The sequence below is a fragment of the Rhodobacter sp. CZR27 genome, assembly GCF_002407205.1.
Taxonomy (GTDB): Bacteria; Pseudomonadota; Alphaproteobacteria; order Rhodobacterales; family Rhodobacteraceae; genus Cereibacter_A.
On record NZ_CP023548.1, the window covers coordinates 2973743 to 2998348 of the forward strand.

Annotated in this window: 25 protein-coding genes; 8 read left to right on the top strand and 17 right to left on the bottom strand. The window is 69.0% G+C overall.

What is annotated here, in order from left to right:
- Nucleotides 1-46 precede the first annotated feature (46 nt).
- On the top strand, nt 47-853 hold the full coding sequence (locus tag CK951_RS14485; protein WP_096786820.1) for a CatB-related O-acetyltransferase: 807 nt from the start codon (nt 47-49) through the stop codon (nt 851-853).
- A 2-nt stretch (nt 854-855) separates the two neighbouring features.
- On the top strand, nt 856-1512 hold the full coding sequence (locus CK951_RS14490; RefSeq protein ID WP_096786821.1) for a hypothetical protein: 657 nt from the start codon (nt 856-858) through the stop codon (nt 1510-1512).
- A 23-nt stretch (nt 1513-1535) separates the two neighbouring features.
- Here CK951_RS14490 and CK951_RS14495 read toward each other — a convergent pair whose 3' ends face one another.
- The 17 genes from CK951_RS14495 to CK951_RS14575 form a co-directional block, all read right to left on the bottom strand.
- Nucleotides 1536-2789 carry an MgtC/SapB family protein gene (locus CK951_RS14495; RefSeq protein ID WP_096786822.1) on the bottom strand — a complete coding sequence of 418 codons (1254 nt, stop codon included), beginning with the start codon at nt 2787-2789 and terminating at the stop codon, nt 1536-1538.
- Nucleotides 2790-2927: 138 nt separating this feature from the next.
- The gene (gene mnhG, locus CK951_RS14500; protein WP_096786823.1) at nt 2928-3305 is read right to left on the bottom strand and encodes a monovalent cation/H(+) antiporter subunit G; all 378 of its coding nucleotides are present in this window, start codon (nt 3303-3305) and stop codon (nt 2928-2930) included.
- Entirely contained in the window at nt 3302-3583 is a 282-nt protein-coding gene (locus tag CK951_RS14505) for a K+/H+ antiporter subunit F (RefSeq protein ID WP_096786824.1), read from the bottom strand. The genes mnhG and CK951_RS14505 overlap by 4 nt, the downstream gene beginning before the upstream one ends.
- Entirely contained in the window at nt 3580-4068 is a 489-nt protein-coding gene (locus CK951_RS14510) for a Na+/H+ antiporter subunit E (protein WP_096786825.1), read from the bottom strand. The genes CK951_RS14505 and CK951_RS14510 overlap by 4 nt, the downstream gene beginning before the upstream one ends.
- On the bottom strand, nt 4065-5681 hold the full coding sequence (locus CK951_RS14515) for a monovalent cation/H+ antiporter subunit D (protein WP_096786826.1): 1617 nt from the start codon (nt 5679-5681) through the stop codon (nt 4065-4067). The genes CK951_RS14510 and CK951_RS14515 overlap by 4 nt, the downstream gene beginning before the upstream one ends.
- Nucleotides 5678-6022 carry a Na+/H+ antiporter subunit C gene (locus tag CK951_RS14520; RefSeq protein WP_096786827.1) on the bottom strand — a complete coding sequence of 115 codons (345 nt, stop codon included), beginning with the start codon at nt 6020-6022 and terminating at the stop codon, nt 5678-5680. Before CK951_RS14520 ends, CK951_RS14515 begins: the two co-directional genes overlap by 4 nt.
- Nucleotides 6022-8910 carry a monovalent cation/H+ antiporter subunit A gene (locus CK951_RS14525; protein WP_096786828.1) on the bottom strand — a complete coding sequence of 963 codons (2889 nt, stop codon included), beginning with the start codon at nt 8908-8910 and terminating at the stop codon, nt 6022-6024. The genes CK951_RS14520 and CK951_RS14525 overlap by 1 nt, the downstream gene beginning before the upstream one ends.
- Nucleotides 8911-9081: 171 nt before the next feature.
- Nucleotides 9082-10092 (bottom strand): N(2)-acetyl-L-2,4-diaminobutanoate deacetylase DoeB, encoded by a 1011-nt coding sequence (gene doeB, locus CK951_RS14530; RefSeq protein WP_096786829.1) that lies wholly within the window; start codon nt 10090-10092, stop codon nt 9082-9084.
- A 4-nt stretch (nt 10093-10096) separates the two neighbouring features.
- A complete protein-coding gene (doeA, locus tag CK951_RS14535; RefSeq protein ID WP_096786830.1) occupies nt 10097-11278 on the bottom strand; it encodes an ectoine hydrolase DoeA in 1182 nt (393 codons plus the stop codon).
- A gap of 42 nt (nt 11279-11320) precedes the next feature.
- Nucleotides 11321-12304: an ectoine utilization protein EutC gene (gene eutC, locus CK951_RS14540; protein ID WP_096786831.1), complete on the bottom strand. Its 984-nt coding sequence runs from the start codon at nt 12302-12304 to the stop codon at nt 11321-11323.
- Entirely contained in the window at nt 12301-13257 is a 957-nt protein-coding gene (gene eutB, locus CK951_RS14545; RefSeq protein WP_096786832.1) for a hydroxyectoine utilization dehydratase EutB, read from the bottom strand. Before eutB ends, eutC begins: the two co-directional genes overlap by 4 nt.
- Nucleotides 13254-14018 (bottom strand): ectoine utilization protein EutA, encoded by a 765-nt coding sequence (locus CK951_RS14550; RefSeq protein ID WP_096786833.1) that lies wholly within the window; start codon nt 14016-14018, stop codon nt 13254-13256. Before CK951_RS14550 ends, eutB begins: the two co-directional genes overlap by 4 nt.
- On the bottom strand, nt 14015-14674 hold the full coding sequence (gene ehuD / locus CK951_RS14555; protein WP_096786834.1) for an ectoine/hydroxyectoine ABC transporter permease subunit EhuD: 660 nt from the start codon (nt 14672-14674) through the stop codon (nt 14015-14017). Before ehuD ends, CK951_RS14550 begins: the two co-directional genes overlap by 4 nt.
- Nucleotides 14674-15330 carry an ectoine/hydroxyectoine ABC transporter permease subunit EhuC gene (ehuC, locus tag CK951_RS14560; RefSeq protein WP_096787279.1) on the bottom strand — a complete coding sequence of 219 codons (657 nt, stop codon included), beginning with the start codon at nt 15328-15330 and terminating at the stop codon, nt 14674-14676. Before ehuC ends, ehuD begins: the two co-directional genes overlap by 1 nt.
- Nucleotides 15331-15400: 70 nt before the next feature.
- Nucleotides 15401-16219, bottom strand: coding sequence for an ectoine/hydroxyectoine ABC transporter substrate-binding protein EhuB (gene ehuB, locus CK951_RS14565; protein WP_096786835.1), 819 nt, complete (start codon nt 16217-16219; stop codon nt 15401-15403).
- Between the two features lie 28 nt (nt 16220-16247).
- Nucleotides 16248-17033, bottom strand: coding sequence for an ectoine/hydroxyectoine ABC transporter ATP-binding protein EhuA (ehuA, locus tag CK951_RS14570; RefSeq protein WP_096786836.1), 786 nt, complete (start codon nt 17031-17033; stop codon nt 16248-16250).
- A 109-nt stretch (nt 17034-17142) separates the two neighbouring features.
- Nucleotides 17143-18516, bottom strand: a complete 1374-nt coding sequence (locus CK951_RS14575; protein ID WP_232520634.1) for a PLP-dependent aminotransferase family protein — start codon at nt 18514-18516, stop codon at nt 17143-17145.
- A gap of 69 nt (nt 18517-18585) precedes the next feature.
- On the opposite strand from CK951_RS14575, the gene CK951_RS14580 reads away from it, so the two are divergent.
- From CK951_RS14580 to CK951_RS21415, 6 genes are all read left to right on the top strand, one after another.
- On the top strand, nt 18586-19062 hold the full coding sequence (locus CK951_RS14580; protein ID WP_096786837.1) for an Lrp/AsnC family transcriptional regulator: 477 nt from the start codon (nt 18586-18588) through the stop codon (nt 19060-19062).
- Nucleotides 19063-19178: 116 nt separating this feature from the next.
- A complete protein-coding gene (locus CK951_RS14585; RefSeq protein WP_096786838.1) occupies nt 19179-20672 on the top strand; it encodes an NAD-dependent succinate-semialdehyde dehydrogenase in 1494 nt (497 codons plus the stop codon).
- A gap of 16 nt (nt 20673-20688) precedes the next feature.
- Nucleotides 20689-22062, top strand: a complete 1374-nt coding sequence (locus tag CK951_RS14590; protein WP_096786839.1) for an aspartate aminotransferase family protein — start codon at nt 20689-20691, stop codon at nt 22060-22062.
- A gap of 348 nt (nt 22063-22410) precedes the next feature.
- A complete protein-coding gene (locus CK951_RS14595) occupies nt 22411-23499 on the top strand; it encodes a diguanylate cyclase (protein WP_232520635.1) in 1089 nt (362 codons plus the stop codon).
- A 434-nt stretch (nt 23500-23933) separates the two neighbouring features.
- Nucleotides 23934-24236, top strand: coding sequence for a hypothetical protein (locus CK951_RS14600; RefSeq protein WP_096786840.1), 303 nt, complete (start codon nt 23934-23936; stop codon nt 24234-24236).
- A 103-nt stretch (nt 24237-24339) separates the two neighbouring features.
- A complete protein-coding gene (locus CK951_RS21415) occupies nt 24340-24555 on the top strand; it encodes a hypothetical protein (RefSeq protein ID WP_198402358.1) in 216 nt (71 codons plus the stop codon).
- Nucleotides 24556-24606: the final 51 nt, after the last annotated feature.

Here is a 24606-nt window from a genome sequence, read left to right on the forward strand (position 1 = left end):
CCGCGAGACCGCGGCACCCCGACCGTTCAAGCCGAAAGGATCATCGATGGCCCTGAGCCCCTTCACCCTGAAGCAAGCCGACTTCGCCGCGCTTGATCGTGTCGGCCTGCGCCTGCCCGGCATGCGCGAGACGAAAAGCCTGACCACGACATCCCGGATCGAAGCGCCCGCGACGATCATCGCCACGGTCGTCCCGGGGGCGGAACTCCGCGTCGGCGCGTTCTGCAGTCTGAGCGGGGGAACGCTCAACAACGTGCATTTCGGCCGTTACTGCGCACTGGCGGCCGGCACCGTCATCGGCACGCACGAGCATCCGACGGACTGGCTCACGACTTCGCGCACCGCCTACTGGCCGCAGGTCTACGGCTGGGACGAACTCGTCGCGCCGGATCGGGCGTCGGACATCCGTGCCGGCAAGCGGCCCTTCACGGGCAGCTGTCCCGTCACCGAGATCGGAAACGACGTCTGGATCGGACAAGGCTGCTTCATCAAGTCGGGGGTGAAGATCGGCCATGGCGCGATCATCGGCGCGAGGTCGGTGATCACCCGGGACGTGCCGCCCTATGCGGTGGTTCTGGGCACCCCCGGCCGTGTGGTCCGACTGCGGTTCGCGGAACCGCTGGTCGAGCGCCTGCTGGCGCTGCAATGGTGGCGCTATTCGATCTACGACCTGTTCGCGGCGCCCTTCGACGATGTGGCACGCGCGATCGACGTGATCGAGGACCGCATCGCAGAGGGCGCGGTGACACCTTACGAGGCACCGGTTGTCACGCCGGCCGATCTTGCCGAACCGCAGGCCCTTGCCGTGCGGCTCGCGGCGCAGTTCCCGGCACCCATGGCTGCGGCAGGCTGACGATGACCGCCCTCGATGGCGCCGTCTCGCCGGACGTTGCGCGCACCGCGACCCTGGCCGAGACCTCGATCCGGCAGTCCGGTCCGCCGCTCTACGGCGTGATCGACGTGCTTCGGCCGGATCGCGTCGCGGGATGGGTGATCGATCGGCGGGACCCTGCCGCCCATGCCACCGTCGAGATCCGTCGCGATGGCCGGCCCATTGCCTCCGCTCCCGCGAACCGGAGACGCAAGGATCTGGCGACGTCCGGCGTGGGCACCGGAGCCTACGGCTTTGCGGTGACGTTGGACCCGGCCGTGGATGAAGGGATGGAGTTCACCCTGACCGTCCGCGCCTTCGCCCCCGACGGGGCCGAGATCTTCCTGCGGCCCTCCGGACGGCTCGGCCAGCCCAGCCCCGAGCAGCGGGTCCTCGCGCGTCTGCTCGAGGAAATGGCGGTCTGCCGGACCCTGCTGGAAAGCCGGGCGGCGGAGCAGGCGGCCCTGTCCGAGACCCTTTCCCGCGTGGAACTGGTTCAGGCCCGGCTCGACAGCATGACCCCCTGTCCGGAAGAGCCTGACAACCGTGCCGGCAGTCCCGGCCTCTGGATCGTTTCGATTGCCGCGCTGGCTACGGCAGGAATATCGGCGGTGCTCGCCGCGCTGTCGCTGTGGACTTAGTTTCACCAGGCAGAGGGGGACGTTCAGGCGAAGGCGATCAGATAGAAGGTTCCCGCCCCCGCCGCGACGGCGCCGAAGGTTGCCGCGGCCAAGGGAAGCCAGAATGCCGGCGGTCCTGCCAGAACTGCCAGCAGGATGCGCGCGCAGGCATTGGAGGCAACCGCGGCGAGCACGGCGGCGGCAACCAGCGGCAAGGCAATGCCACGGCCGATCATGCGAAGCGAACTGAGCACCGCGACGTCGACATCCAGCGAGCCGGAGATGGCTGCGCTGGCGAGAAGGCTGGTGTCTCCGAAATACGAGACGAGGATGGCGCTGGCCATCGAGACGAACGCGAACAGCGCGGCGAACAGAGCCAGCGCCCTCAGTTCGAACGGGTTGCGCACGCCATCGGCCCCGTCGACGGCAGCCGGACCGAGGAAAAGCATCAGACCGCCCGACAGCACCAGGACAGCTGCCGTCGCCAGTGCCGGCGGAGCCATCAGCGCAAGCAGCCCCGGTTGCAGCAGGGCGACGACCGCCGTAACTCGCAGGACGGAGACCGCCCCCGCCAGCAGGGCCGTCCCGGCCAGCGGCAGACGGTCGCGATCACCGCGCGCCATCCGGGCCAGGGCCACGGTAACGGCGGTGGAGGATGCCAGCGCACCGGCAAGCCCGCTGACCAGCAGGCCCCGGCGGGGACCCAGCACGCGCACCGCGATGTAGCCGACGAAGGAAATCGTGGCGATCAGCACGGTGAACAGCCAGATCTCCCAGGGATTGAACCCGCCCCACGGATCCAGTGCGCGATTGGGCAACAGCGGCAGGATGATCGTCGTCATCACGGCCAGCGTGAAGGCCGAGCGGATCTCGATCCAGTTCAGTTTCCGCAGGGCCTGGTGCATGACCTCGCGGCTGGCCAGAAGCGCGGCAAGCGCCGTTCCGGCCGCGGCGGCCGCGCGGGCATCGTCGACCACCGCCAGCGCGCCCAGCGCAAAGACCGCCAGCCCCGCGACAAGGCCGGTGATGCTGTAGGTTTCGTCGTGCTCGGACTTCTGGAACTGGAACAGGCCGTAGAGCACGGAGAAGCCCGCGAAGCCGGCCGCGAACACGATCGGCGCCACCATCGCCTGGCTGATCGCCGCGAAGAGCCCTCCGAGGAGGCCGAAGATCCCGAAGGTCCGCAGGCCGGCGGTCCGGCTTCCGGACGGCTCGTCCCGCTCGCGCCAGCCGCGCTCGAGCCCGACAAGCAGGCCGATGGCAAGCGCGACGCCGAGCCTGAGGATGAGGTCGTTCATGGTGATACCGGATCTGCCTCTGTCCCGGACATATCCCAGCTTTGCGATCCGAGGAACCGCGCCGTAGCAGGCGAACGTCCTTCGGCGGTTCACCGCAGCGGGGCGGCTGCGGCATGACCGCCGGCCGGGGGCGTGGCTTCAGAGGTCCGCGTCCTCGTGCGCACGGTCATGGGGCACGGCCCCGGGAACGTCCGGGGAGGTCTCGGCCCGGTCGCGGTGCAGCGCCGCCCGTCCGAGCAGCATCAGCGTCACCGGCGTGGTGAGCATGACGAAGGCGCCGATGACGATCTCGTGCACCACCGGCCTCGCCTGTCCCCAGCTGAAGAGCAGCATCGAGGCCAGGATGATCCCCGCGGTGCCCCAGCTCGTCCCAAGGGTTGGCGCGTGGAGACGGTCATAGAAGCTGCGCAGTTGCACGAGGCCGACCGTCCCCAGCAGCGTGAGCGTGCTGCCCAGCACCAGAAGGACCGCCACCGGCGCCGCAAGCCAGAGCGGCAGCGTCTCGGCCGCGCTCATTCGATCACCTCGCCGCGGATCAGGAACTTGGCCAGCGAGACCGTCGCCACGAAGCCGAGGACGCCGATCACCAGTGACGCCTCGAAGAAGAACGTGGTGCCCATCCGCATCCCCGTGACCACGAACAGCAGCATCGCGGTGACGTAGAGCGTGTCGAGACCCAGCACGCGATCCTGGGCGCGCGGCCCTCGCAGCGTGCGCCAGCAGGCGAGCCCCGCCGCCAGGGCCAGCGCCATCTGGGCGTAGAACAGGGCAAGGGCGAGGATCCAGGCGCTCATTCGAAGATCTCCAGAAGCAGGGCCTCGTAGCGGTTGCGGATGAGGTGCCGCCAGGCGTCCTCGTCCACCAGGTCGAAGACGTGCAGCAGAAGCACGCCGGTCTCTGCGTCGTGTTCGAGCCAGGCGGTGCCAGGGGTGGCGGTGATGACGACCGCGAGCAGCGCCAGCGCCGAGGGAGACCGCAGTCTGAGCGGGATCTCGACGAAGCCCGAGCGGCGGCGGCCGTGGCGGCCCCCGGTCAGGATCAGCCATGCCACCGCGAAGTTCGAGCGCAGGATGTCGAGGCTGACGATCGCCAGCAGCCGCAGCATCGGCGCCCAGCGGCGGATGCGGGGCTTTGCAGGCTGAAGCGTGGCCATGGCTCGCCCCGCGATCAGGGCGATGGCCGAGCCGAGCAGCAGGTGGCCGAGCGACACCCGCGTCAGCAGCAGCCACATGCCGACCAGCATCAGCGACAGAACGGGATAGGGCACGAGGCGGCTCATCGGGCGGCCTCCTCGGTGACGCGCGGGGCGGCGAAGACGCCGTCGGCATAGATCGCCGGGGCATGCAGCGCCTCGGCGGTGGCCTGCATGTAGCGCAGCGTGTCCTCGGCCAGAACCGTCATCAGCAGCATGAGGCCGATGAGCGCCAGCACCGGCACGATCTCGAGCGCCAGCACCTTCGGCACGGGCCCGTCGGTGGCCCAGAAGGTCTGGATGCCGGTCCGGACGAGACCGATCAGCGTCGCGAGTCCCGCGAGCAGGAGGAGCGCCAGGAAGGCCCAGGCCAGCGCCGGATCAAGCGTCACCCCGGCCATGAGCGGCGCGAGCATCGCGACCTTGCCGATGAAGCCCGACAGCGGCGGCAGCCCCGCGAGCACCAGAAGGCAGGCGCCGAAGCTGAGGCCGAGGACCGTCAGGGTGGCCGGGATGGCCAGCGTGCTTCCGGTCACGTCGTCGGCCCCCTCGTCGAGGCCATAGGCATCCGCGGTCAGCGCCAGCATGGCGGCAATGCCACCCTCCTCCCGGCTCATCGGTTCGATCAGCAGGAAGAGCGCACCGGTGGCGAGCGTGGAACTGACAAGATAGTAGAGCGCCCCCGCCAGCATTTCCGGCCCGCCGCCGGCCAGCGCAAAGCCGGTGACGGTCAGGACCGTGCCCGAGGAGATCAGGATCATGTTGGCCGCCATCCGGCCCAGCCCCTGCGAGGCCAGGACGCCCAGCAGGCCGAAGAGGATGGTTGCCATTCCCCCTGCGATGAGGATTTCGGCCCCGAAGCCTGCCGATCCGGCGGCGGATGGGCCGAAGAGCAGCATCGAGATCCGCAGGATGACGTAGATTCCGACCTTGGTCATGATCGCGAACATCGCGGCGACCGGCGCGGCGCCGGCCATATAGGCCGTGGGCAGCCAGAAGGACAGCGGCCAGATCCCGGCCTTCACGAGGAAGGCAAGGCCCATGATCGCGGCGCCCGTGTGCAGCAGCGGCAGGTCGCCCTCGGCCAGCGTTGGCACGATCCGCGCGAGATGGGCCATGTTCAGCGTGCCTGTCACGCCGTAGATCAGGCTGACCCCGATCAGGAACAGCAGCGAAGCCGCAAGGTTGATCGCGATGTAGTGCAGGCCCGCCCGGATGCGGAACTGCCCGGTGCCGTGCAGCAGCAGACCGTAGGAGGCCGCCAGCAGCACCTCGAAGTACACGAAGAGGTTGAACAGGTCGCCCGTCAGGAAGGCGCCGTTCAGCCCCATCAGCAGGAACTGGAACAGCGAATGGAAATGCGGGCCCTGCCGGTGCCAGCCGGCGGCCGCGTAGATCAGCGTCGGGATGGCCAGAAGCGCGGTCAGCAGCAGCATCATCGCCGAGAGCCGGTCGATCACGAGGACGATGCCGAAGGGCACAGCCCAGTCGCCGAGCAGGTAGAAGCCGATGTCGTTGCCGCCCGAGACATCGCCCTTCGAGCGCATCAGAAGCTCGATCGCCACCAGAAGCAGCGCGACGGTCGAGGCGATGCCGAAGCCGAGCTTCGCCCGCCGCTGCCGGTCGTCGTAAAGCAGCATCAGCGCGCCGGCCAGGAAGGGGATCAGGATCGGCGCGATGACGAGGTGCCCTGCGGTCACTGCTCGCGCTCCTTCCCGTCGACGTGGTCGGTGCCGGTCACCCCGCGCGAGGCCATCATCACCACCAGAAACAGCGCCGTCGTCGCGAAGCTGATCACGATGGCCGTCAGCACCAGCGCCTGCGGCAGCGGATCCGCGTAAAGCTCGGGGTCGACGAAGCCCCCCTTCGGCATGATCGGCGGCTGCGCGAGCGTCAGCCGCCCCATCGAGAAGATGAACAGGTTGACCGCATAGGACAGAAGGCAGAGGCCCACGATGACCTGGAAGGTCCGCGGCCGCAGCAGCAGCCAGATGCCCGATGCGGCAAGGATGCCGATGGCCAGCGACAGCACGATCTCCATCAGGCGGCCTCCTTCCGGGCCGCGTCCTCGGCCTCCTGTTCGCGCAGGCGCGCCGAGCGCAGCGACTGGTGGGCGATGGCGATCAGCATGAGGACCGTGGCCCCCACGACCAGCGCGAAGACGCCCAGATCGAAGACCATCGCCGTCGCCGCCGGGATGCTGCCGACCAGCGGCAGGTCGACATAGCGCGCATGGGCGGTCAGGAACGGATAGCCGAACAGCCAGGCCGCCATGCCCGTCGTCCCCGCGATCAGCAGCCCCACGCCCATCCAGCGGATCGGCAGCACCGTCATCCGCATTTCGACCCAGCGGACATTGGTGGCGAGGTATTGCAGCAGGAACGCGATGGCGAGCGTCACCCCGGCCGAGAAGCCGCCTCCCGGCAGGTCATGGCCGCGGAAAAACAGATAGGCCGACATCACGATCATCGCCGGGAACATCCACTGCATGATGACCGAGGGCACCACCATGTAATCGCGCAGCGCCTCGGCCTCCTCGCCGCGCTGCTCCTCGGGCAGGGCCACGCTTTCCGGCGCCGGGCGGAACCGGCGCAGCAGCGCGTAGACGGTCAGGCCCACGACGGCGAGCACGGTGATCTCGCCGAAGGTGTCGAAGGCGCGGAAGTCCACGAGGATCACGTTGACGACGTTGGTCCCGCCGCCCTCGTGATAGGCATTGCGCAGGAACCAGTCGCCGATGTTGGGGACCAGCGGCCGGGTCATCACCACATAGGCGAGGGCCGCGATGGCCGTCCCCGAGATGCCGGCGATCACCAGATCGCGCAGGCGGCGCAGGCGGGCGGGCAACAGTTCGTCCTCGGCGATCTCCTCGCGGCGCTTCGGCAGCCAGCGCAGGCCCAGCAGCAGAAGGACGGTCGTCACGATCTCGACGAGAAGCTGCGTCACCGCCAGGTCGGGCGCCGAGAGCCACGCGAAGGTCAGGCAGGTGACCAGCCCCGCCCCGCCCAGAAGCACGAGGGCCGCGAAGCGGTGATACTTCGCCTGCCAGGCCGCACCCAGTGCGCAGCCCACGCCCACCAGCCACATCAGCGCGAAGGTCGGGTTCAGCGGGTTCGTCCGCGCGGGTTCGGGCAGGCCGAGGCTGCCCCACATCGCGGCCACCCCGAACCCGAGCGCCAGCAGCACCAGGATCCGCATCTGCGGTTGCAGCCGTTCCGTGCCGGCCAGGCGGAAGAACATCCTCGGCCAGGTCCAGGTCAACCGCAGCAGCAGCCATTCGTAGATCCGCTGCGCCCTGATGCGGTAGACCAGCGGCGGACCCTCGGGACCGGATGAAATGCGCCCCCCCAGCAGCGCATAGAGCCCGATGCCTAGCGACAGCGCCACGAAGCTCATCAGCAGCGGCGCGTTCACACCATGCCAGATCGCGATGCTGGTATAGGTGGCCTCGCCGCCCAGCACCGCTTGCGCCGCAAGGTTCAGCACAGGCCCCAGCGTCACGCCCGGCAGGATGCCCACCACAAGGCAGACCATCACCAGCAACTCCACCGGGCGGCGCATCCAGGGCTGCGGCTCATGCGGGGTCATGGGAAGGTCTGTCGGCGGTGGCCCGAAGAACACGGTGGCGATGAACCGCAGCGAATAGGCCACCGAGAAGACGCTGGCGAAGGTGGCGAGATAGGGCAGCGAATTGTCGAGCCAGGTGCCGTTGTGCCAGTCCACCGCCTCGGCGAAGAACATCTCCTTGGACAGGAAGCCGTTCAGAAGCGGCACCCCCGCCATCGCGGCCGCCGCGACGATGGCCAGCGTTCCGGTGACCGGCATCAGCCGCATCAGGCCGCTCAGCCGGCGCATGTCGCGCGTGCCGCTCTCGTGGTCGATGATGCCGGCCGCCATGAAGAGCGAGGCCTTGAACACCGCGTGGTTCACGATGTGGAAGATCGCGGCAAGGATCGCCCCCCCGCTTCCGATGCCGGCCAGTGCGGTGATAAGCCCAAGGTGGCTGATGGTGGAATAGGCCAGCAGCCCCTTCAGGTCATGTCGGAACAGCGCGATCACCGAGCCGATGATCAGCGTCGCCATGCCCGTGCCGGTGACGGCGAAGAACCATGCCTCGGTTCCGCCCAGCACGGGCGTGAACCGCAAGAGCAGGAACACGCCCGCCTTCACCATCGTGGCCGAATGCAGGTAGGCCGAGACGGGCGTGGGTGCCGCCATCGCCCCCGGCAGCCAGAAATGGAAGGGGAACTGCGCCGACTTGGTGAAGGCGCCGATCAGGAACAGCACGAGCACCAGCGGATAGGCGGCATGGGCCCGGATCGCATCGCCCGAGGCAAGCACCCGGTCGAGGTCATGGCTGCCGGCGATCTGCCCGATGACGAGCATCGCGGCGAGCAGGCAGAGCCCGCCCGTCGCGGTCACGACAAGGGCCGTCCGCGCCCCGTCCCGCGCGGCCTGCGTCTGGTGCCAGTAGCCGATCAGCAGGAAGGACAGGATCGAGGTCAGTTCCCAGAACACCACCAGCATCAGGATGTTGCCCGAGAGCAGCACGCCCACCATCGCCCCGGTGAAGGCCATGAGGAAGGAATAGAACCTTGGCACCGGGTCGGACTTCGACAGGTAATAGCGCGCGTAGATTACCACGAGCCCGCCGATCGCCATCACCAGCGTCACGAAGAGCCAGGCAAACCCGTCCATCCGGAAGTGGAGCGCGAGCCCGATGGTGGGCACCCAGTCGATCGGCGCGGAAAGCACCGTGCCGCCGGCCACTGTCGCATGAAGGGCGGCAAGGATGACAAGCCCGCCTCCCAGCACCAGCCCCGAGATCCATGCCGCCGCATTGTGGGCGTTGACCGGCAGCGTGGCCGCCACGGCCGCCCCGAGGAACGGCAGGGACACCAGAATCAGGAGGAGGTTCTGCTCGATCATGCGGCCGCCGGGTCTCCTCTGGGTTGATTGCGGCCGAAACGGTTCGACCCTCCCCGAGGTAGGCGGACCATCCCGGCAGGGCAATAGCTTGTCCGCAGCTTCGCACACATCCGATGGCGGCCCCGGGGCGCGGGATCGCCCTCGGGGTCGGGCCCGGCAGGGAGGGCGGACCTAGCCTTCCGCCACCTCCTCGGCGATCACGGCCACGCAGTCGCCGGGTTTCACAAGCCCCGGGAAGTGCCGCGCGGTGAACAGGCCCGACCGCCGCGCGGCGAGAGTGACCGGCGAAATCCCCGTCCGGCCGACGGGATAGATCATGGCGATGGTCTGGCCCTTCTCGACCCGCTCGCCCAGATCGGCGCAGAAGCGGATCAGGCCGCCGTCCTCGGCGAAGGTGAAGCAGTCGCCGTCGGGCATGTCGAGCCACTGCGTCGGCTGCGGCTCGGCCTCGCCGCGCAGGATGCCGGCCGCGATCAGCAGGTTGCGGCAGCCCCGCATCGCGATGCCGGTGGTGCGCGCGCTGGCAGTGCCGCCGCCGCCCAGTTCGGTCGTCACGAACACCTTGCCCATGTCCTCGGCGGCGGTATCATACATGCCGACCGCATCGATCTCGAGCATCTTCACCGAAAAGGGCGCCCCGAAGGCGCGGACCAAATCGAAGGCGCGCGCCTCCTGCGCCTTGTCCGGCAGGACATGCGCCGCGCAGAAGGGCAGGAAGTCGAGCGTCCTGCCTCCCGAATGGAAATCCAGCACCACATCCGCCAAGGGCAGCAGCACGCGCTGGAAATAGTCCGCGATCTTTTCCGTCACCGTCCCGTCGGGGCGGCCGGGAAAGCTGCGGTTCAGGTTGCCGCGGTCGATGGGCGAGGTGCGGGTGCCCGCCGCGAAGGCGGGCTGGTTCATCGCGGGCAGGATGATCACCCGGCCCGTCACCTCCTCAAGGCGCAACGACCGGGCAAGCTCGAAGAGCGCGATCGGCCCTTCGTATTCGTCGCCGTGGTTGGCGCCGGTCAGAAGCGCCGTGGGCCCCGTGCCGTTCGCAACCACCGTCACGGGGATCATCACCGACCCCCACGCGGCATCATCCCGGCTGTAGGGCAGCCGCAGGAAGCCGTGCTGCACGCCCGGCGCGTCGAAATCCACCGTCGCCGAAACCGGCGACGGCCGCAGGTCCGCGGTCATGGTCTCAATCCTTCACGAACAGCTGGCGCGGGACATTGGCGAGGCACTCCACCCCCGTCTCGGTGATCAGGATCGACTCGGTGATCTCGAGGCCCATGTCCTCGAGCCAGAGCCCGGTCATGAAGTGGAAGGTCATGCCGGGGCGAAGCTCGGTCCGGTCGCCGGGGCGCAGGCTCATGGTGCGCTCGCCCCAGTCGGGCGGGTAGCTGACGCCGATCGGATAGCCGGTGCGATTGTCCTTGAGGATGCCGTATTTCGCCAGCACGTCGAAGAAGCCGCGGGCGATGTCCTCGCAGGTGGCGCCCGGCCGCGCGGCGGCAAGGCCCGCGTCCATCCCTTCCAGCGTCGCCTTCTCGGCATCCAGAAACGCTTGCGTGGGCTTGCCGAGGAAGACAGTCCGCGACAGCGGCACATGATAGCGGTGATAACAGCCGGCGATCTCGAAGAAGGTGCCCTCGCCCGCCTTCATCGGCCGGTCGTCCCACGTCAGGTGCGGCGCGCTCGCGTCGCGGCCCGAGGGCAGGAGCGGCACGATCGCCGGATAGTCGCCGCCAAAGCCGTCGGCGCCGCGGATGCCCGCGTCATGGATCTCGGCGACAAGGTCGCACTTGCGCATCCCCACCTCGACCTTGTCGAGGATGCGCGCATGCATCGCCTCGACGATGCGGGCGGCGCGGCGCATGTAGGTGATTTCCTGCGGCGACTTCACCGCGCGCTGCCAGTTCACCAGCGCCGTGCAGTCGGTGAAGCGGGCATTCGGCAGGTGGCGCGTGAGGCTGGCGAAGGCGGCGGCCGAGAAATAGTAGTTGTCCATCTCGACGCCGATCCGCAGGCTGCCCCAGCCGCGGTCGGTCATCAGCGCCGAGAGGTAATCCATCGGGTGCCGCTCGGTCGATTGGACGTAGTGGTCGGGATAGCCGATGATGTTCTCGTGCCGCAGGTAGGCGGTGAGTTTCGCCCCGTTCGCGTCCTGTCCGCGGCCATACCAGATCGGCTCGCCATCGGGCGGCACGATCACGCATTGGTGGACGTAGAAGGACCAGCCGTCATAGCCGGTCAGCCAGTTCATGTTGCTGGGATCGGTGACGATCAGAAGGTCCACCCCCTTCGCCTCCATCGCTCGCCGCGTCTTTTCCAGACGCTGGGCGAACTCGTCGCGGCTGAACCGCAGCTCGACTTCTGTCATCGGGGATGGTCCTCCTTCGGGCGGATGCGGCCCGGTCTCTTGTCAGACGGTGAAGCTCTGGCCGGCCTTCGCGGCGGTCGCGCGGGCGACGGCGAGGGCGGCGATGGCGGTGTCCTGGATGCCGGTGCCGGTCAGGTCGGCCAGCGTGATCTGGTCGGGCGCGGTCCGGCCGGGGCGAAGGCCCGCCACAACCTGGCCCAGCTCGGAAAACTCCCGGTCGGCGGGCACGAGGCCCGCGGCGATCGCATGGTGCAGCTCGCCCAGACGGCGGGTCTGGGACAGCCGGTCGGCGACATAGGCGGTGCGCGCGATCAGCTCGGGAGCGATCTCGTTCTTGTGCTCGGCATCCGATCCCATCGCGGTGATGTGCTGGCCGGGATGGGCCGTGCGCAGGATCGGCGTCGTGGCGGGCGTCGTGGTCACGACGATGTCGGCGCCGTCCGTCGCCTCCTCGGCGCTGGCGCAGGCGACGGAGTCCAACCCGCGCTGCGCCAGCCGCGCGCACAGCGCCCGGGCCTTGGCCGGGTCGCGCGCCCAGACGCGGGCGGCGCGGATCGGGCGGACCAGCTGTAGCGCCGCCACCTGAAGCTCGGCCTGCATCCCGGCGCCCAGAACCGCGACCGTCGCGCTGTCGGCGCGGCTCAGGTGGCGCGCGGCGACGGCGCCCGCCGCGGCGGTGCGAACGTCGGTCAGGTAGCCATTGTCGAGCAGGATCGCCTGAACCAGCCCGGTGCGCGCCGAGAGCACCACCATCAACCCGTTGGTCGAGGGCAGGCCGAGCCCAGGATTGCCGAAGAAGCCGGGGCTGATCTTGATGGCGAAATGGTCGAGGCCGGGGATGTGGGCCGTCTTGACGTCAACCTCGCCGCGATGTTCGGGGATGTCGAGCCGCAGGATCGGCGGCATGGCGACGGGCCTCGTCGCGAGCGCACGAAACGCGTCCTCGACGCAGGCGACGGCCTCCAGGTCCAGCGGCACCAGCGTCCGCAGGTCGGCCTCGGTCAGCAGAAGGATGGGGTCCCTCATCCGCGGTCCCCGTCAAGGATGCGGGCGAAGGCGTCGGGCGCGATGTTGGCGCCGGACAGCAGCGCGACCGTGCCCGCGGCGGGGGCGCGCCCGGCCAGCACGGCGGCGACGCCGACCGCCGCCGCCCCCTCGACCGCGTCGCCGGTCACGGTATGGATATGGCGCATCGCGACCGCGATCTCGTCCTCGGACACGAGGATGACATCGTCGAGCAGCTCCCGGCACATGGCGAAGGTCACGCGGTTCGCAAGCCCCACGCCGCCGCCAAGGCTGTCGGCCAGCGTCGGCAGTTCCGGGACCGTCACGGGATGCCCCGCGACAAGGCTCGCGGCCATCGCGGCGCCGCGCTCCATCGAGACGCCCACCACCCGGGTGCACGGCGACAGCGCCTTGACGGCGGCCGCCACGCCCGAGGCCAACCCCCCGCCCGACAGCGGCACGAGCACCCGGTCAGGTGCCGGCACATCCGCGAGGATCTCCAGCCCCACCGTGCCCTGCCCCGCCACCACGGCGGGATCGTCGAAGGGCGGCACCTCGGTCAGCCCCTCGGCGGCGACGGCGCGGGCCACCTCTGCCATCGCCTCGTCCTGACTGTCGCCCGTGACCCGCACCTCGGCGCCCAGCTCGCGCACCGCTGCGACCTTGTTCGGGGGCACCAGCCGCGACAGGCAGACGACCGCCCGAACGCCCGCCGCCCGCGCCGCATGGGCAAGCGCCCGGCCGTGGTTCCCGGTCGAGGCCGTCACCACCCCGCGGGCCAGCCGCTCGGGCGGCAGCGACAGCACCGCGTTGGTCGCCCCCCGCAGCTTGAAGGCGCCGGTTTCCTGCCGGTGCTCCAGCTTCAGGACCAGCCCGGAAAGGCGCGTGTCCGCCAGCATCGGCGTCCGCCGGACATGGCCACGAATGCGCGCCTCGGCAGCCCGGATGTCGTCAAGCGTCACGGGCAGCGTCATGCCGGCAGCCCCAGCGTCATCAGGTGACCGGGCGCCAGTGCGTCCACGATGCCGATGCGGCGGGCGACCTCCCACGCGGCGGCGTGGTTCGAAGACAGCGCCGGCCGCCCCGTCGCCGCCTCGATCCGGTCGATGACCGAGGCCGCCCGCACCGCGGTGCAGGAGATGAAGGTGGCCTCGGACGCAGGGTCGGTCGCCTCGCGGGCCAGTTGCACCAGATCGTCCAGCGCAACCCGCGCCATGTCGCGGTCGTCGGCCATGTTCAGACAGGTGAGCCGGTCGATGGCAAAACCCTCGGCCTCGAACATCGCGGCCATCGGGCGGGTCGTCTCGACGAAATAGGGCGTCAGCACCGAGATCCGCCGCGCCCCCATCGCGCGAAGGCCGTTCAGCGTGCCCGAGATCGGGGTGACCACCGGACAGCCCGGCTTGCCGCGCGCCACCTGCGCCCGCACCGCCCCGTCGCCGATGCAGACCGAGGCCGAGGTGCAGCCATAGACCACCGCGTCAAGGTCCTCGCCCGGCAGGATCAGCGCCGCACCCTCGGCCAGATCGGCCTCCATCGCCCGCAAGGTCGCGGGCGTCACCGGATTGGCGAAGGGGATGCGGTTGACATAGATCCCCACCCCGGCCGGCGCGAGGATGCGGGCGAAATCGACCTCGGTCGTGTGGTCGGTGGCCAGCGCGATCAGCCCGATCCGGTGAGGCACCGGCCGCGGGTCAAGCCGCGGCGGGCGGGTAGCGACGATGGGGTCGGTCATTTCGCAAGCCTTCCGTAGCGGCGCTCCAACCAGCGCAACAGGACGACCGAGACGAGGCTCATGGCGAGGAACAACAGGCCCACCAGCGTCATCGGCTCGACATAGCGGTAGCTGGAATTGGCGACCGACTTCGCCTGGTTCATCAGTTCCAGCACCGTGATCGCCGACAGCAGCGGCGTCTCCTTGAACATGGCGATCAGGTAGTTGGCCAGCGCCGGGATCATCGGCGGGATCGCCTGCGGCACGATCACATGCCGCCATGTCTGGGCCGCAGTCAGGTTGGTGGCGCGCGCCGCCTCCCACTGGCCGCGGGGCACGTTCTCGATGCCCGCGCGATAGACCTCGGCGGCATAGGTGGCATAGTGCAGGCCCATCCCGATCACGCCGGCGACCAGTGGGGGCAGCAGGACACCCGCATCGGGCAGCACGTAGAAGATGAAGTAGAGCTGCACGAGAAGCGGGGTGCCCCGGATGAAGTCCACCCCGAACCCCACGGGGCGGGCGATCCAGCGGCGCGGCGAGCGGCGGGCGATGGCGAAGACCAATCCCAGCACCGCCGCCACCACCGCCGAGAGCAGCGTGACGAGCAGGGTGAGCCGCAGCCCCTGCAGCAGGACCGGCATGATCTCGGCGACGAAGGCCCAGTCCCACTCCATCAGCGCACCACGTCGAGGCCGCGCGTCGCGCGGCGTTCCAGATACCGCACCCCGCCGCCGATCGCCGTGGCCATCGCGTAGTACAGCACGAGGATCGTCAGGAACGGCAGCAGCGTGCTGCCGGTCTGCGCCCGCACCACCTGCGCCTGAAAGGTCATGTCGGGCAACGAGATCAGCGAGACGACGGCAGTGGCCTTCAGCAACTCGATCGCGTTGTTGCCGAACGTCGGCAGCATCAGGGGCAGCGCCTGCGGAAGGATGACGTGGCGCATCCGCTGGAACCGGGTCAGGTTCAGCGCAACCGTCGCCTCGACCTGATCCTTCGGCACCGACAGGACCGCGCCCCGCACGACCTCGGCACCGTAGGCGCCCACGTTCAGGCCAAGCGCCAGCACCCCCGCCGCCATCGGCGACAGCGTGATCCCGGCGAAGGGCAGCACGAAATAGACCCAGAACAGTTGGACGAAGATCGAGGTGCCGCGGAAGAACTCGATGTAGGTCGTGGCAAGCGCCCGCACCGCGAAGAAGCGCGACAGCCGCGCGAGGCCCGCCGCGAAGGCGACCGCCAGGGCGAGCGCCGAGCCGTAGAGGGTGAGTTGCGCCGTCATCAGCGCCCCCTCGACGATCAGGGTCAGATATCCGGACCAGTCGGTCATCGCGCGCGGCACCCCGGGCTGTCGTGCAGGAAGGAAGAGGGGCGGACGGGATCCCCGCCCGCCGGCCGGTTCATTCGCCGCAAAGCTCGGCGCGGCTGGTCGATTTCGCGGCCTCGGCCGAGAAGCCGTAGGGCTCGATGAGCTTCGCGAACTCGCCCGACTCCTTCATCTTCGCCAATTCCACGTCGAAGGCGTCGCGCAGCGCCGTATCCTGCTTGCGGAAGGCAGCGCCGTCGCAATAGACCGGCGCACCCTCGACGGGGGCCAGCATCTCGAGGTTCGGATCGGCGGCCTTCGCCATCAGGTCCGAGATCGACAGCACCGGCAGCGAATAGACGTCGATCCGGCCGTCCTGCAGCATCTTCAGGCCCGACTGGCCGTCGGGAACCACGATCACCCGCTCGCGCGGGACGCCCGCCTCCAGCGCCAGCTTCTCCTCGGTGCCGCCGCCGGGGGCGCCGATGGTAGCCGAAGAGTCGGCCGCGATGTCGGCGTAGGACCGGAAGCCCTTGGGGTTGCCCTTCGGCAGCAGGAACGCCTCGGCATCGCAGAGGATCGGCTCGGAATAGGCGACGGCCTGGCAGCGCTCGGGCTTCATGAAGAGGCCCGCGGTGATCGCGTCGTGGCGGCGAGCCTGAAGGCCGGGGATCATCGCGCCGTATTCGCTGATCGAGGCCACCACCTCGGGCACGCCCAGCCGCTTGAAGACCTCGCGCGCCACGTCGGGCGCGGCACCCGACACCGTGCCGTCGGCCGCAACCGCGGTGAACGGCGGCTCGTTGGCGATGGCGATGCGGGCAAAGCCCTGTTCCTTGAGGTCGTCCAGAGTGTCCGCCGCGACCGCAGCCGGAGCGGCAAGCAGCGCGAGCGTCAGAAGAGCCTTCTTCATCGGGTGTCTCCCTGTTGGAGGGTGAGTGTCAGACGCGATGCCCTGCGGCGATGATCTTGCGCAGGAAGGTCTGGGTTCGTTCGTGCGTCGGACGGGTGAAGATCTGTTCGGGCGGTCCCTGTTCCACGATGCGGCCCCGGTCGAAGAACAGCACGCGGTCGGCGAATTCGTGGGCGAAGCCCATCTCGTGGGTCACGAGAAGCATCGTCATGTCGGTCTCGGAAGCGAGGCGCTTCATGACCAGCAGCACCTCCTCGACCAGTTCGGGGTCGAGCGCGCTCGTGATCTCGTCGAAAAGCATGATGCGCGGCTGAAGGGCGAGCGCGCGGGCGATGGCGACGCGCTGCTTCTGGCCGCCCGACAGCTGCGAGGGCATGGCGCGAGCCTTGTCGGCAAGGCCCACCATGTCGAGCAGGTCCATCGCCCGCCGCTCGGCCGTGGCGCGCGGCTCGCCCTTGGTCAGGATCGGCGCCAGCGTGATGTTGTCCAGCACGCATTTGTGGGGAAACAGGTTGAAGTGCTGGAACACCATGCCGATGTGGCGGCGCATGTGGTGCAGGTGCGCCTCGTCGGCCGGCCGCTCGACCCCGTTGCGCCTCATGTGGAACAGCTGCTCGCCGCAAACCTCGACATGGCCGCCGCTGATGGTCTCGAGCGTCATCAGGATGCGCAGGATCGTCGTCTTGCCCGAGCCCGAGGGCCCGATCAGCGCCAGCTTCTCGCCCGGCATCACGTCGAACGACAGGCCGTCGAGAACCTTCAGGCTGCCGAAGGATTTCTCAAGGTGATCGATGCGGATGATCGGCTGCGTCACGCCTGCCCTCCTCGGGTGGTTCGCAGTCAGGATCATGCCCGAACAAAATCATGTCAAATGGGAAAATAATATCATGACAATATTAGGAGGGCGCCGGGACAAAAGCCGCTCAGATCGTGGGCAGCGGCGGCTCGGGCGTGTCCTTCAGAAGGCCCGCGATCAGCGACAGCCCCCGCCGCAGGTCCTCGGCGCGGGTCGATCCGAGCGAGACGCGAATCGCCTGCGGCGACGCCTTGTCATTGGCGCGGAAGGCGTGGCCCGCGGCCACACCCAGACCCATGAAGCGCGCCTGCTCGACGAAGGCTTCCTCGGTCCAGCCCTCGGGCAGCGGCAGCCAGAGATGGAGGCTGTTGGGATGGCAGACCGGCATCTGCGCCCCCAGAACCTCGCGCGCAAGGGCATGGCGGTCGGCCATCGCGCGCGCCTGCCAGGCGGCAAGCCCCGCCACGGTGCCGTCCTTCACCCAATGCGACAGCAGGTCCGCCATGGGCGGCGTCGCCATCCAGTTCGACACCAGATGCCGGTTCGCCGCGGCGGTGGCATAGCGCGGCGGGGCGTGGAGATAGGCGAGCCGCAGTCCGGGAACCGTGATCTTGGTGAAGCCGCAGATATACAGCGTGCGCTCGGGCGCCAGCGTCGCGAAGGCCGGCGCGCGGTCGGGGATCATCGCGTTCAGGATGTCGTTCTCGATGATCGCAAGATCGTGCCGGCGGATCACCTCGACCAGTTCGGCGCGGCGGTCGGCGGGCATCATCATCGCCAAGGGGTTGATGACATTGGGCTGAAGATAGACCGCGCGGATCTGGCCGCGGCGCGCGGCCTCGTCCAGCGCGGCCGGGATCAGGCCCTGCGCGTCGATCGCCAGCCCCTCGAGATGCAGGCCCAGATAGGTGCAGAGCGGCTTCAGCGTGTGGTGCGTCAGCGCGGCGGCCGCGATCCCGGAGCCGGGGGGCGCCGCGCTCATCACGGCGGCGGTGATCGCCGGGGTGGCGCCGTTGGTCAGCACGACGCCCGAGGTTTCGGCCGGCACGCCCAGACCGGTCAGCCAGTCCACCGCCACGGCCCGGTGTTGCGGCATGACCATGTTCGGCCGGAAGGACAGGGCCGAGGAGGTCGCGAGGTTGTCGGCCAGCCAGGCGAAACCCTCGCGCATCCGCTCCATATGCATGGCCTCGACCACCGGCTTCAGGATCGACAGGTCGATCACCTCGCCCGGCCGCTCGGGCAGGTAGGGCTGCCGCGCCTCCGCCCCTGGACCCAGCACGAAGGAGCCCCGCCCCACCTCGCCCTGGATCAGCCCGCGCCGGATCAGCTCGTCATAGGCCCGGCTGACCGTCTGCAGCGACAGGCCCAGTTGGTCGGCCAGTTTCCGCTGCGGGGGAAGGCGCGCGCCCGGCGGCAGCTGCCCGGCCTCGATGGCGCGGGCAAATTGCTCGGCCAGCGAAAGATAGGCGGGTCGCGACAGGGTGGCGGGATTTGGCATCCATATTGTCATGATTGCCACGCTGGCGCAAATCATGGCATTCTGCAAACAATTCTTCCGGAGGGCGCGTTGAAGCTGGATACAATCGACCTGCGCATCCTCGAGGCCGTGCAGAAGGACGGGCGCATCACCAAGCTCCGGCTGGCCGAGGTGGTGGGGCTGTCGCCCACGCCCTGCTGGCTCAGGCTGCGCAAGCTCGAGCAGTCGGGCCTGATCGCGGGCTACCACGCCCGGCTGGCGCCGCGCCGCGTGGCGGCCTTCGCCACCGTGCTGGTCGAGGTCACGCTGGCCAATCACCGGCAGGCCGATTTCGACCGGTTCGAGCGTGCGATCGCCGCCCGGCCCGAGGTGCTGGCCTGCTGGTCGGTCGGGGGCGGCGTCGACTACATTCTCAAGGTGGTGGCGCGAGATATCGACGCCTACCAGCGGCTGGTCGACGGCCTGCTGGCCGAGGAGGTCGGGATCGACCGCTACTTCACCTACATCGTCACCCGCACCGTCAAGGAGGACGGCCCGCTTCCGATGTCGCTCTTTGCCGCGACGTAGAGACTTTCTCTATCTCCGCCCCGCGCGCCGCACCGGACGGACCACGGCACGGGGCGTCTTTGGCCCCCTTCTCTGCGGGCTTCGGTCAGGATGAAGGCACGCCGAAGGAGACCCGCATGAACGCCCGACCGATCCAGACGACCCACCCCGCCCTGTCCCGCCTGACCGACCGCGCGCTGTTCCGCACCCTTGGCCATGTGAACGGCCGCTGGACCGCCGCGCCCGACGCGGCGGACTTCGCCGTGACCGATCCCGCCAGCGGCGCCCTCGTGGCGCGCGTCGCGCGGCTGGGACCGGCCGAGACCGACGCCGCCATCGCAGCCGCGCGCGTCGCCTTCCCCGGCTGGCGCGATCGCCTGCCGCAGGAGCGGGCGGCCATCCTGCGCCGCTGGGCCGGGCTGATGCTGGCCGGGACCGAGGACCTCGCGCTGATCATGACGCTCGAGCAGGGCAAGCCACTGGACGAAAGCCGCGGCGAGATCGTCTATGCCGCCGAATTCCTCGACTGGTATGCCGGCGAGGCGCTGCGGTCCAACGTCGAGGGCGTGACGCCCCATCTGCCCGACGTCGAGATGATCGTCCGGCGCGAGGCGCTGGGTCCGGTGGGCGTGGTCACGCCCTGGAACTTCCCCAGCGCGATGATCACCCGCAAGGTGGCCGCCGCGCTGGCCGCGGGCTGCACGACCGTCGTGCATCCCAGCGCCGAGACGCCGCTTTCCGCGCTGGCGCTGGCGGAACTGGCCGAGCGTGCCGGCCTTCCGGCAGGCGTCATGAACGTGGTGCCGGGCGAAGCCGCGGACATCGTCGGGCAGATGTGCGCCGACCCGCGGCTTGCCGCGCTGTCCTTCACCGGCTCGACCGCGATCGGCCGGCTGATCGCCGAGCGTGCAGCCCCCAGCCTGAAGCGGCTGGTGATGGAGCTGGGCGGGCACGCGCCGATGCTGGTCTTTGCCGATGCCGACCTCGACCGCGCGGTGGAGCTTGCGATGGCGGCCAAGTTCGCCACCTCCGGGCAGGACTGCCTTGCCGCGAACCGCATCTATGTCGAGCGCCCGATCCTTCCGGCCTTCACCGAACGCTTCGCGCAGCGGATCGCCGGCTTGAAGGTCGGGCCGGGCCTTGATCCCGGCACGCAGATCGGGCCGCTGATGCATGCCCGCGCGCTGGCGAAGGTCGCGGCCCAGGTCGAGGATGCGCTGGCACGCGGGGCGCGGCTGGTCACGGGCGGGCATGCCCATCCCGATCTGCCACTGGCCTACATGCCGACCCTGTTGGCCGGCGCGCCCGATGACGCCCTGATCCACCGCGAGGAAACCTTCGGACCCGTGGCCTCGCTCATCGCGTTCGATACCGAGGCCGAGGTGATCGCCCGCGCCAATGCCACCGACTACGGGCTGGCAGCCTATGTCGTGACGCGCGACAGTGCCCGCGCCCTCAGAGTTGCCCGGGCGCTGGAGTTCGGGATGGTGGCGGTAAACCGGGTCAAGATCACCGGCGGCCCCGTTCCCTTCGGCGGCTGGAAACAGTCCGGCCTCGGGCGCGAAGGCTCGCGTCACGGAATGGAGGCCTTCACCGAACTGAAATACCTCTGCATCGATACGGCCGCCTGAGCCGGAAAGGACCAACATGCTCGACCGCGACAACGACCTGAACGCCTGGGACCGCGATCATTTCTTTCATCCCTCGACGCATATGGGGACCCATGCCCGCGGCGAGAGCCCCCGCCGGATGATCACCGGCGGCGAGGGCTGCCGCATCACCGACGCCGCGGGGCGCGAAAGCCTCGACGCCTTTGCCGGGCTCTATTGCGTGAACGTGGGCTACGGCCGGACCGAGATCGCCGAGGCCATCGCCGAGCAGGCCCGCCAGCTGGCCTATTACCACGCCTACGTCGGCCACGGCACCGAGGCCAGCGTCACGCTGGCGCGCATGATCATCGAGCGCGCCCCCGAGACCATGAGCCGGGTCTATTTCGGCCTGTCCGGATCGGATGCCAACGAGACCAACATCAAGCTGATCTGGTATTACAACAACGTCCTCGGCCGCCCGGAGAAGAAGAAGATCATCAGCCGCTGGCGCGGCTATCACGGCTCGGGCCTGATGACCGGATCGCTCACCGGGCTGTCGCTGTTCCATGCCCAGTTCGACCTGCCGCTTTCGCCGGTGCTGCATACCGAGGCGCCCTATTACTTCCGGCGCGAGGACCGCAGCCAGACCGAGGAACAGTTCAGCGCCCATTGCGCGGACAGGCTCGAGGACCTGATCCTTGCCGAAGGCCCGGACACCATCGCCGCCTTCATCGGCGAGCCGATCCTCGGCACCGGGGGCATCGTGCCGCCGCCGAAGGGCTATTGGGCGGCGATCCAGGCGGTCCTCAAGAAATACGACATCCTGCTGGTGGCCGATGAGGTGGTGACGGGCTTCGGCCGCCTCGGCACCATGTTCGGCTCGGTCCACTACGGGATGGAGCCCGACCTGATCACAATCGCCAAGGGGCTGACCTCGGCCTATGCGCCGCTGTCGGGGTCCATCGTCTCGCAGCGCATGTGGGAGGTGCTGGTCGAGGGATCGGACCGCTTCGGGCCGATCGGCCACGGCTGGACCTATTCGGCCCATCCGGTCTGTGCCGCTGCGGGTGTGGCTAACCTCAAGCTGATCGACGAGCTCGATCTCGTGCGCAACGCGGCCGAGACCGGCGCCTATTTCCGCGCCGCGCTGGCCGATGCGCTTTCGGGCCATGTCCATGTCGGCGAGGTGCGGGGCGACGGGCTGATGGCTGCGGTCGAATTCGTCGAGGACCGCGACGACCGCCGCTTCTTCGACCCGGCAAGGAAGGTGGGGCCCGCGGTTTCGGCCGCGCTGCTGGACAACGGGGTCATCGGCCGCGCCATGCCGCAGGGCGACATTCTCGGGTTCGCGCCACCGCTCTGCATGACGCGGGAGGATGCGGATATCGTGGTGGACGCGACCCGGAAGGCCGTGGGGAGCGTTCTCGGCTGACACCGCCTGCCCCGCGCGTCCGGCACCCCGACGCGAGGCGAAGGGCGAGCGAAGAAGTCCGGGCGCACCCCGGGCTTCTTCGGTTCCACCGCCACGCCTCAGACATCAGGGGCTGGAACCCGGAACCCGGGCCTCGGCGGGCCCGGAAACCGCGCGCCGGCGGCTCAGGCGGACGACTGCATCCCCAACGCCCCGACCCAGCACCTTTCGTCACGCGCCATACTTTCGAGACCGCGCATCCGGAAGTCCAACTTGTTGGACAGTTTCTACGTGCAGTAGTTGCATGCTAACGGATAGCCAGAAGGTCTTTTTAGGCCGCAGCTTGGAAAATTATCTGCGGAGCGCCGGATGGTCGATCTACTGCACCTCGTGAACAGCACGGCCATGATGGCGATGATCGCGCTCATCTACGGCATCGTGCAGCGGCGGGCCTGGGCGAAGCCGCTGCGTCATGGACTTCTCGGCGCCACCTTCGGCCTCGGCGCCGTCTTCTCCATGCTGCAGCCGCTCTACGATCATGCCGGCACGATCGCAGATGCCCGCACGCTGTTTCTGGGCTTTGCCGGGGCGTTCCTCGGCCCGGTGGGGGCCATCGTCGCCCTGCTCGTTGGCACGGCCGGCCGCCTTGTCATCGGCGCCAACCAGTCTGCCGCGATGGGGATCCTCGCGATGGCGCTCGCCGGCACCTTCGGCCTTCTGTGGATCCCGGTGCGCCGCTGGCTGGACCTGAACGGGGTTGCCGGCATGCTGCTGCTGGGCTCCATGATCTCGCTTGCGCTGGCGGCGCTGTTCTTCGTTCCCCTGTCGCCGGACGTGGCCCCTCGCACGGGGCTGATCTCCCTCCTGGCCGGCTACAACCTGGCCGGCTCGCTGATCCTGGGCGGCCTGCTGCACCGCGAGCGCCGCATCGCAACGCGCGAGCGCGAGGCCCTGCACTCAGCCGCCACCGACCCCCTGACCGGCCTTCTCAACCGGCGGAGCTTCGAGGACCGCTACCGGGCGGCGGATGATCGGCCGGGCTCGCGCGGCACCTCGCTGCTTCTGGTCGATCTGGACCATTTCAAGTCGATCAACGACACCTTCGGTCACTCGGCGGGTGACGAGATCCTGCGGATCGCGGCGCAGAAGCTGAAGGCCGAGGTGCGGGATTGCGACAGCGTGCTGCGGATCGGGGGCGAGGAGTTCGCCGTCCTTCTGCCGGACACTCCGGCGGCCGACGCGGAACGCGTGGGCGAGCGTCTGTGTCTAGCCATGCGCCTGTCCTGCGCGGTCGAGGGGGCCGGCACCATCAGCATCACCGCAAGCATCGGCGGAACCTGGTGCCGGCGGAAGTCCGCGGACCTCGCGCGGCTCAGCCGCGCCGCCGACGAAGCGCTGTATGCCGCCAAGCGACAGGGTCGCAACCGGGCGGTATTCCACCGGAACACGCTGACCTGAGGCGGGGACGCGGCGCAGGCTGTCGCGGAGGCCCGGGCGGGTCGCCTGCCCTTGTCTTCAGGCTGCCCGATTGGGCCCGGCGATGTCTCCGCCACTGCCAGCTACAGGGAGGAGCGCGGCGGCGGACCTCAGCGCCCTGCATCCGCCCTCACGGGGTTCAGCCGGACGGAGCCGATCGGCTGCCAGTCGCACGTCTTGCCCGACCAGCGATCGGGCGACCGTCCGGAACGGGTTCGTGGACGCGGTAGCGCACGGCCAACGACACGCGGTCAGATGGAGGCAGAGGAAGGCCCCGGCAGCCACACGCCACTGCAAATCCGGACGATCGCTTTTCCTCGCCGCGTGGCTGCGGCAGGTCGCGATATGTCACATTGCATTGTCGAAACACCGGTCAGACCCTGAAAATGGTTCTGTGCTGGAAAAGGATCCGGGTCATGAGCAAGGTGAAACTGTCGGACGACAAGGGCTTCCTCGCAGACATGGAGGAATTCGACGCGATGGACCTGCCGAGCAGCCCGGCGCTGCGAGCTTCGTTCTCGCCAGAAGGCGGGGAGGATGGCGACGCGGCAGGGACGAGATCGCCTGATTACTTCCGCGAATATTCGCGTCATGCCGACCATAGCCAGGTGCACTACGACAAGGAAGCTTACACGCGCAGCCACAGCCGTGGCCAGGGCTATGCAAAACTGCACAGCCGCGAGGGCGACTATACCAAGGTCTATGGCAAGAGCATCTGACCGGCACGTCTCACCGTCCTCCCTCGGTGCGGGGCGATGCGGCGGATCGCACAGAGCGCGGCCAGGCTCGAAAAGGCCAACGGGAACACGGAAATGGCACGCCATGTCAGGGAAGCGCGCGCCTGAGATGCCCGGCTTCATCGCCGAGATGGAGAGGTCCGGACATGCGGACCTGCCGGACAACCCGCCCTATCGCACCGGCTTTGCCGCGCTGCAGACCGTGGCCGCGACCGACACGAGGGAGAAGATCGCGACTGACACAGCCGGGAGCCTTCGCGAAGGAGCACAGGCCGGTAAACCATGCCTGCCGCAAGCATGACCGGGTTCGTTCCGCCGCGCGCCCGGTGGCTGATACCCATCCTTCTGCCTC

Bases quoted from the DNA above. Each gene is read 5' to 3' on its own strand.
- doeB (WP_096786829.1), bottom strand. From the start codon at position 10,092: ATGACCGCGGACCTGCGGCCGTCGCCGGTTTCGGCGACGGTGGATTTC.
- CK951_RS14595 (WP_232520635.1), top strand. From the start codon at position 22,411: ATGGTCGATCTACTGCACCTCGTGAACAGCACGGCCATGATGGCGATG.
- CK951_RS14525 (WP_096786828.1), bottom strand. From the start codon at position 8,910: ATGATCGAGCAGAACCTCCTCCTGATTCTGGTGTCCCTGCCGTTCCTC.
- CK951_RS14510 (WP_096786825.1), bottom strand. From the start codon at position 4,068: ATGAGCCGCCTCGTGCCCTATCCCGTTCTGTCGCTGATGCTGGTCGGC.
- CK951_RS14585 (WP_096786838.1), top strand. From the start codon at position 19,179: ATGAACGCCCGACCGATCCAGACGACCCACCCCGCCCTGTCCCGCCTG.
- eutB (WP_096786832.1), bottom strand. From the start codon at position 13,257: ATGACGCTGCCCGTGACGCTTGACGACATCCGGGCTGCCGAGGCGCGC.
- CK951_RS14505 (WP_096786824.1), bottom strand. From the start codon at position 3,583: ATGAGCGCCTGGATCCTCGCCCTTGCCCTGTTCTACGCCCAGATGGCG.
- CK951_RS14495 (WP_096786822.1), bottom strand. From the start codon at position 2,789: ATGAACGACCTCATCCTCAGGCTCGGCGTCGCGCTTGCCATCGGCCTG.
- CK951_RS14520 (WP_096786827.1), bottom strand. From the start codon at position 6,022: ATGGAGATCGTGCTGTCGCTGGCCATCGGCATCCTTGCCGCATCGGGC.
- CK951_RS21415 (WP_198402358.1), top strand. From the start codon at position 24,340: ATGTCAGGGAAGCGCGCGCCTGAGATGCCCGGCTTCATCGCCGAGATG.
- ehuC (WP_096787279.1), bottom strand. From the start codon at position 15,330: ATGACCGACTGGTCCGGATATCTGACCCTGATCGTCGAGGGGGCGCTG.
- ehuD (WP_096786834.1), bottom strand. From the start codon at position 14,674: ATGGAGTGGGACTGGGCCTTCGTCGCCGAGATCATGCCGGTCCTGCTG.
- ehuB (WP_096786835.1), bottom strand. From the start codon at position 16,219: ATGAAGAAGGCTCTTCTGACGCTCGCGCTGCTTGCCGCTCCGGCTGCG.
- CK951_RS14600 (WP_096786840.1), top strand. From the start codon at position 23,934: ATGAGCAAGGTGAAACTGTCGGACGACAAGGGCTTCCTCGCAGACATG.
- CK951_RS14490 (WP_096786821.1), top strand. From the start codon at position 856: ATGACCGCCCTCGATGGCGCCGTCTCGCCGGACGTTGCGCGCACCGCG.
- CK951_RS14550 (WP_096786833.1), bottom strand. From the start codon at position 14,018: ATGACCGACCCCATCGTCGCTACCCGCCCGCCGCGGCTTGACCCGCGG.
- CK951_RS14590 (WP_096786839.1), top strand. From the start codon at position 20,689: ATGCTCGACCGCGACAACGACCTGAACGCCTGGGACCGCGATCATTTC.
- doeA (WP_096786830.1), bottom strand. From the start codon at position 11,278: ATGACAGAAGTCGAGCTGCGGTTCAGCCGCGACGAGTTCGCCCAGCGT.
- CK951_RS14575 (WP_232520634.1), bottom strand. From the start codon at position 18,516: ATGCCAAATCCCGCCACCCTGTCGCGACCCGCCTATCTTTCGCTGGCC.
- eutC (WP_096786831.1), bottom strand. From the start codon at position 12,304: ATGAGGGACCCCATCCTTCTGCTGACCGAGGCCGACCTGCGGACGCTG.
- mnhG (WP_096786823.1), bottom strand. From the start codon at position 3,305: ATGAGCGCGGCCGAGACGCTGCCGCTCTGGCTTGCGGCGCCGGTGGCG.
- CK951_RS14485 (WP_096786820.1), top strand. From the start codon at position 47: ATGGCCCTGAGCCCCTTCACCCTGAAGCAAGCCGACTTCGCCGCGCTT.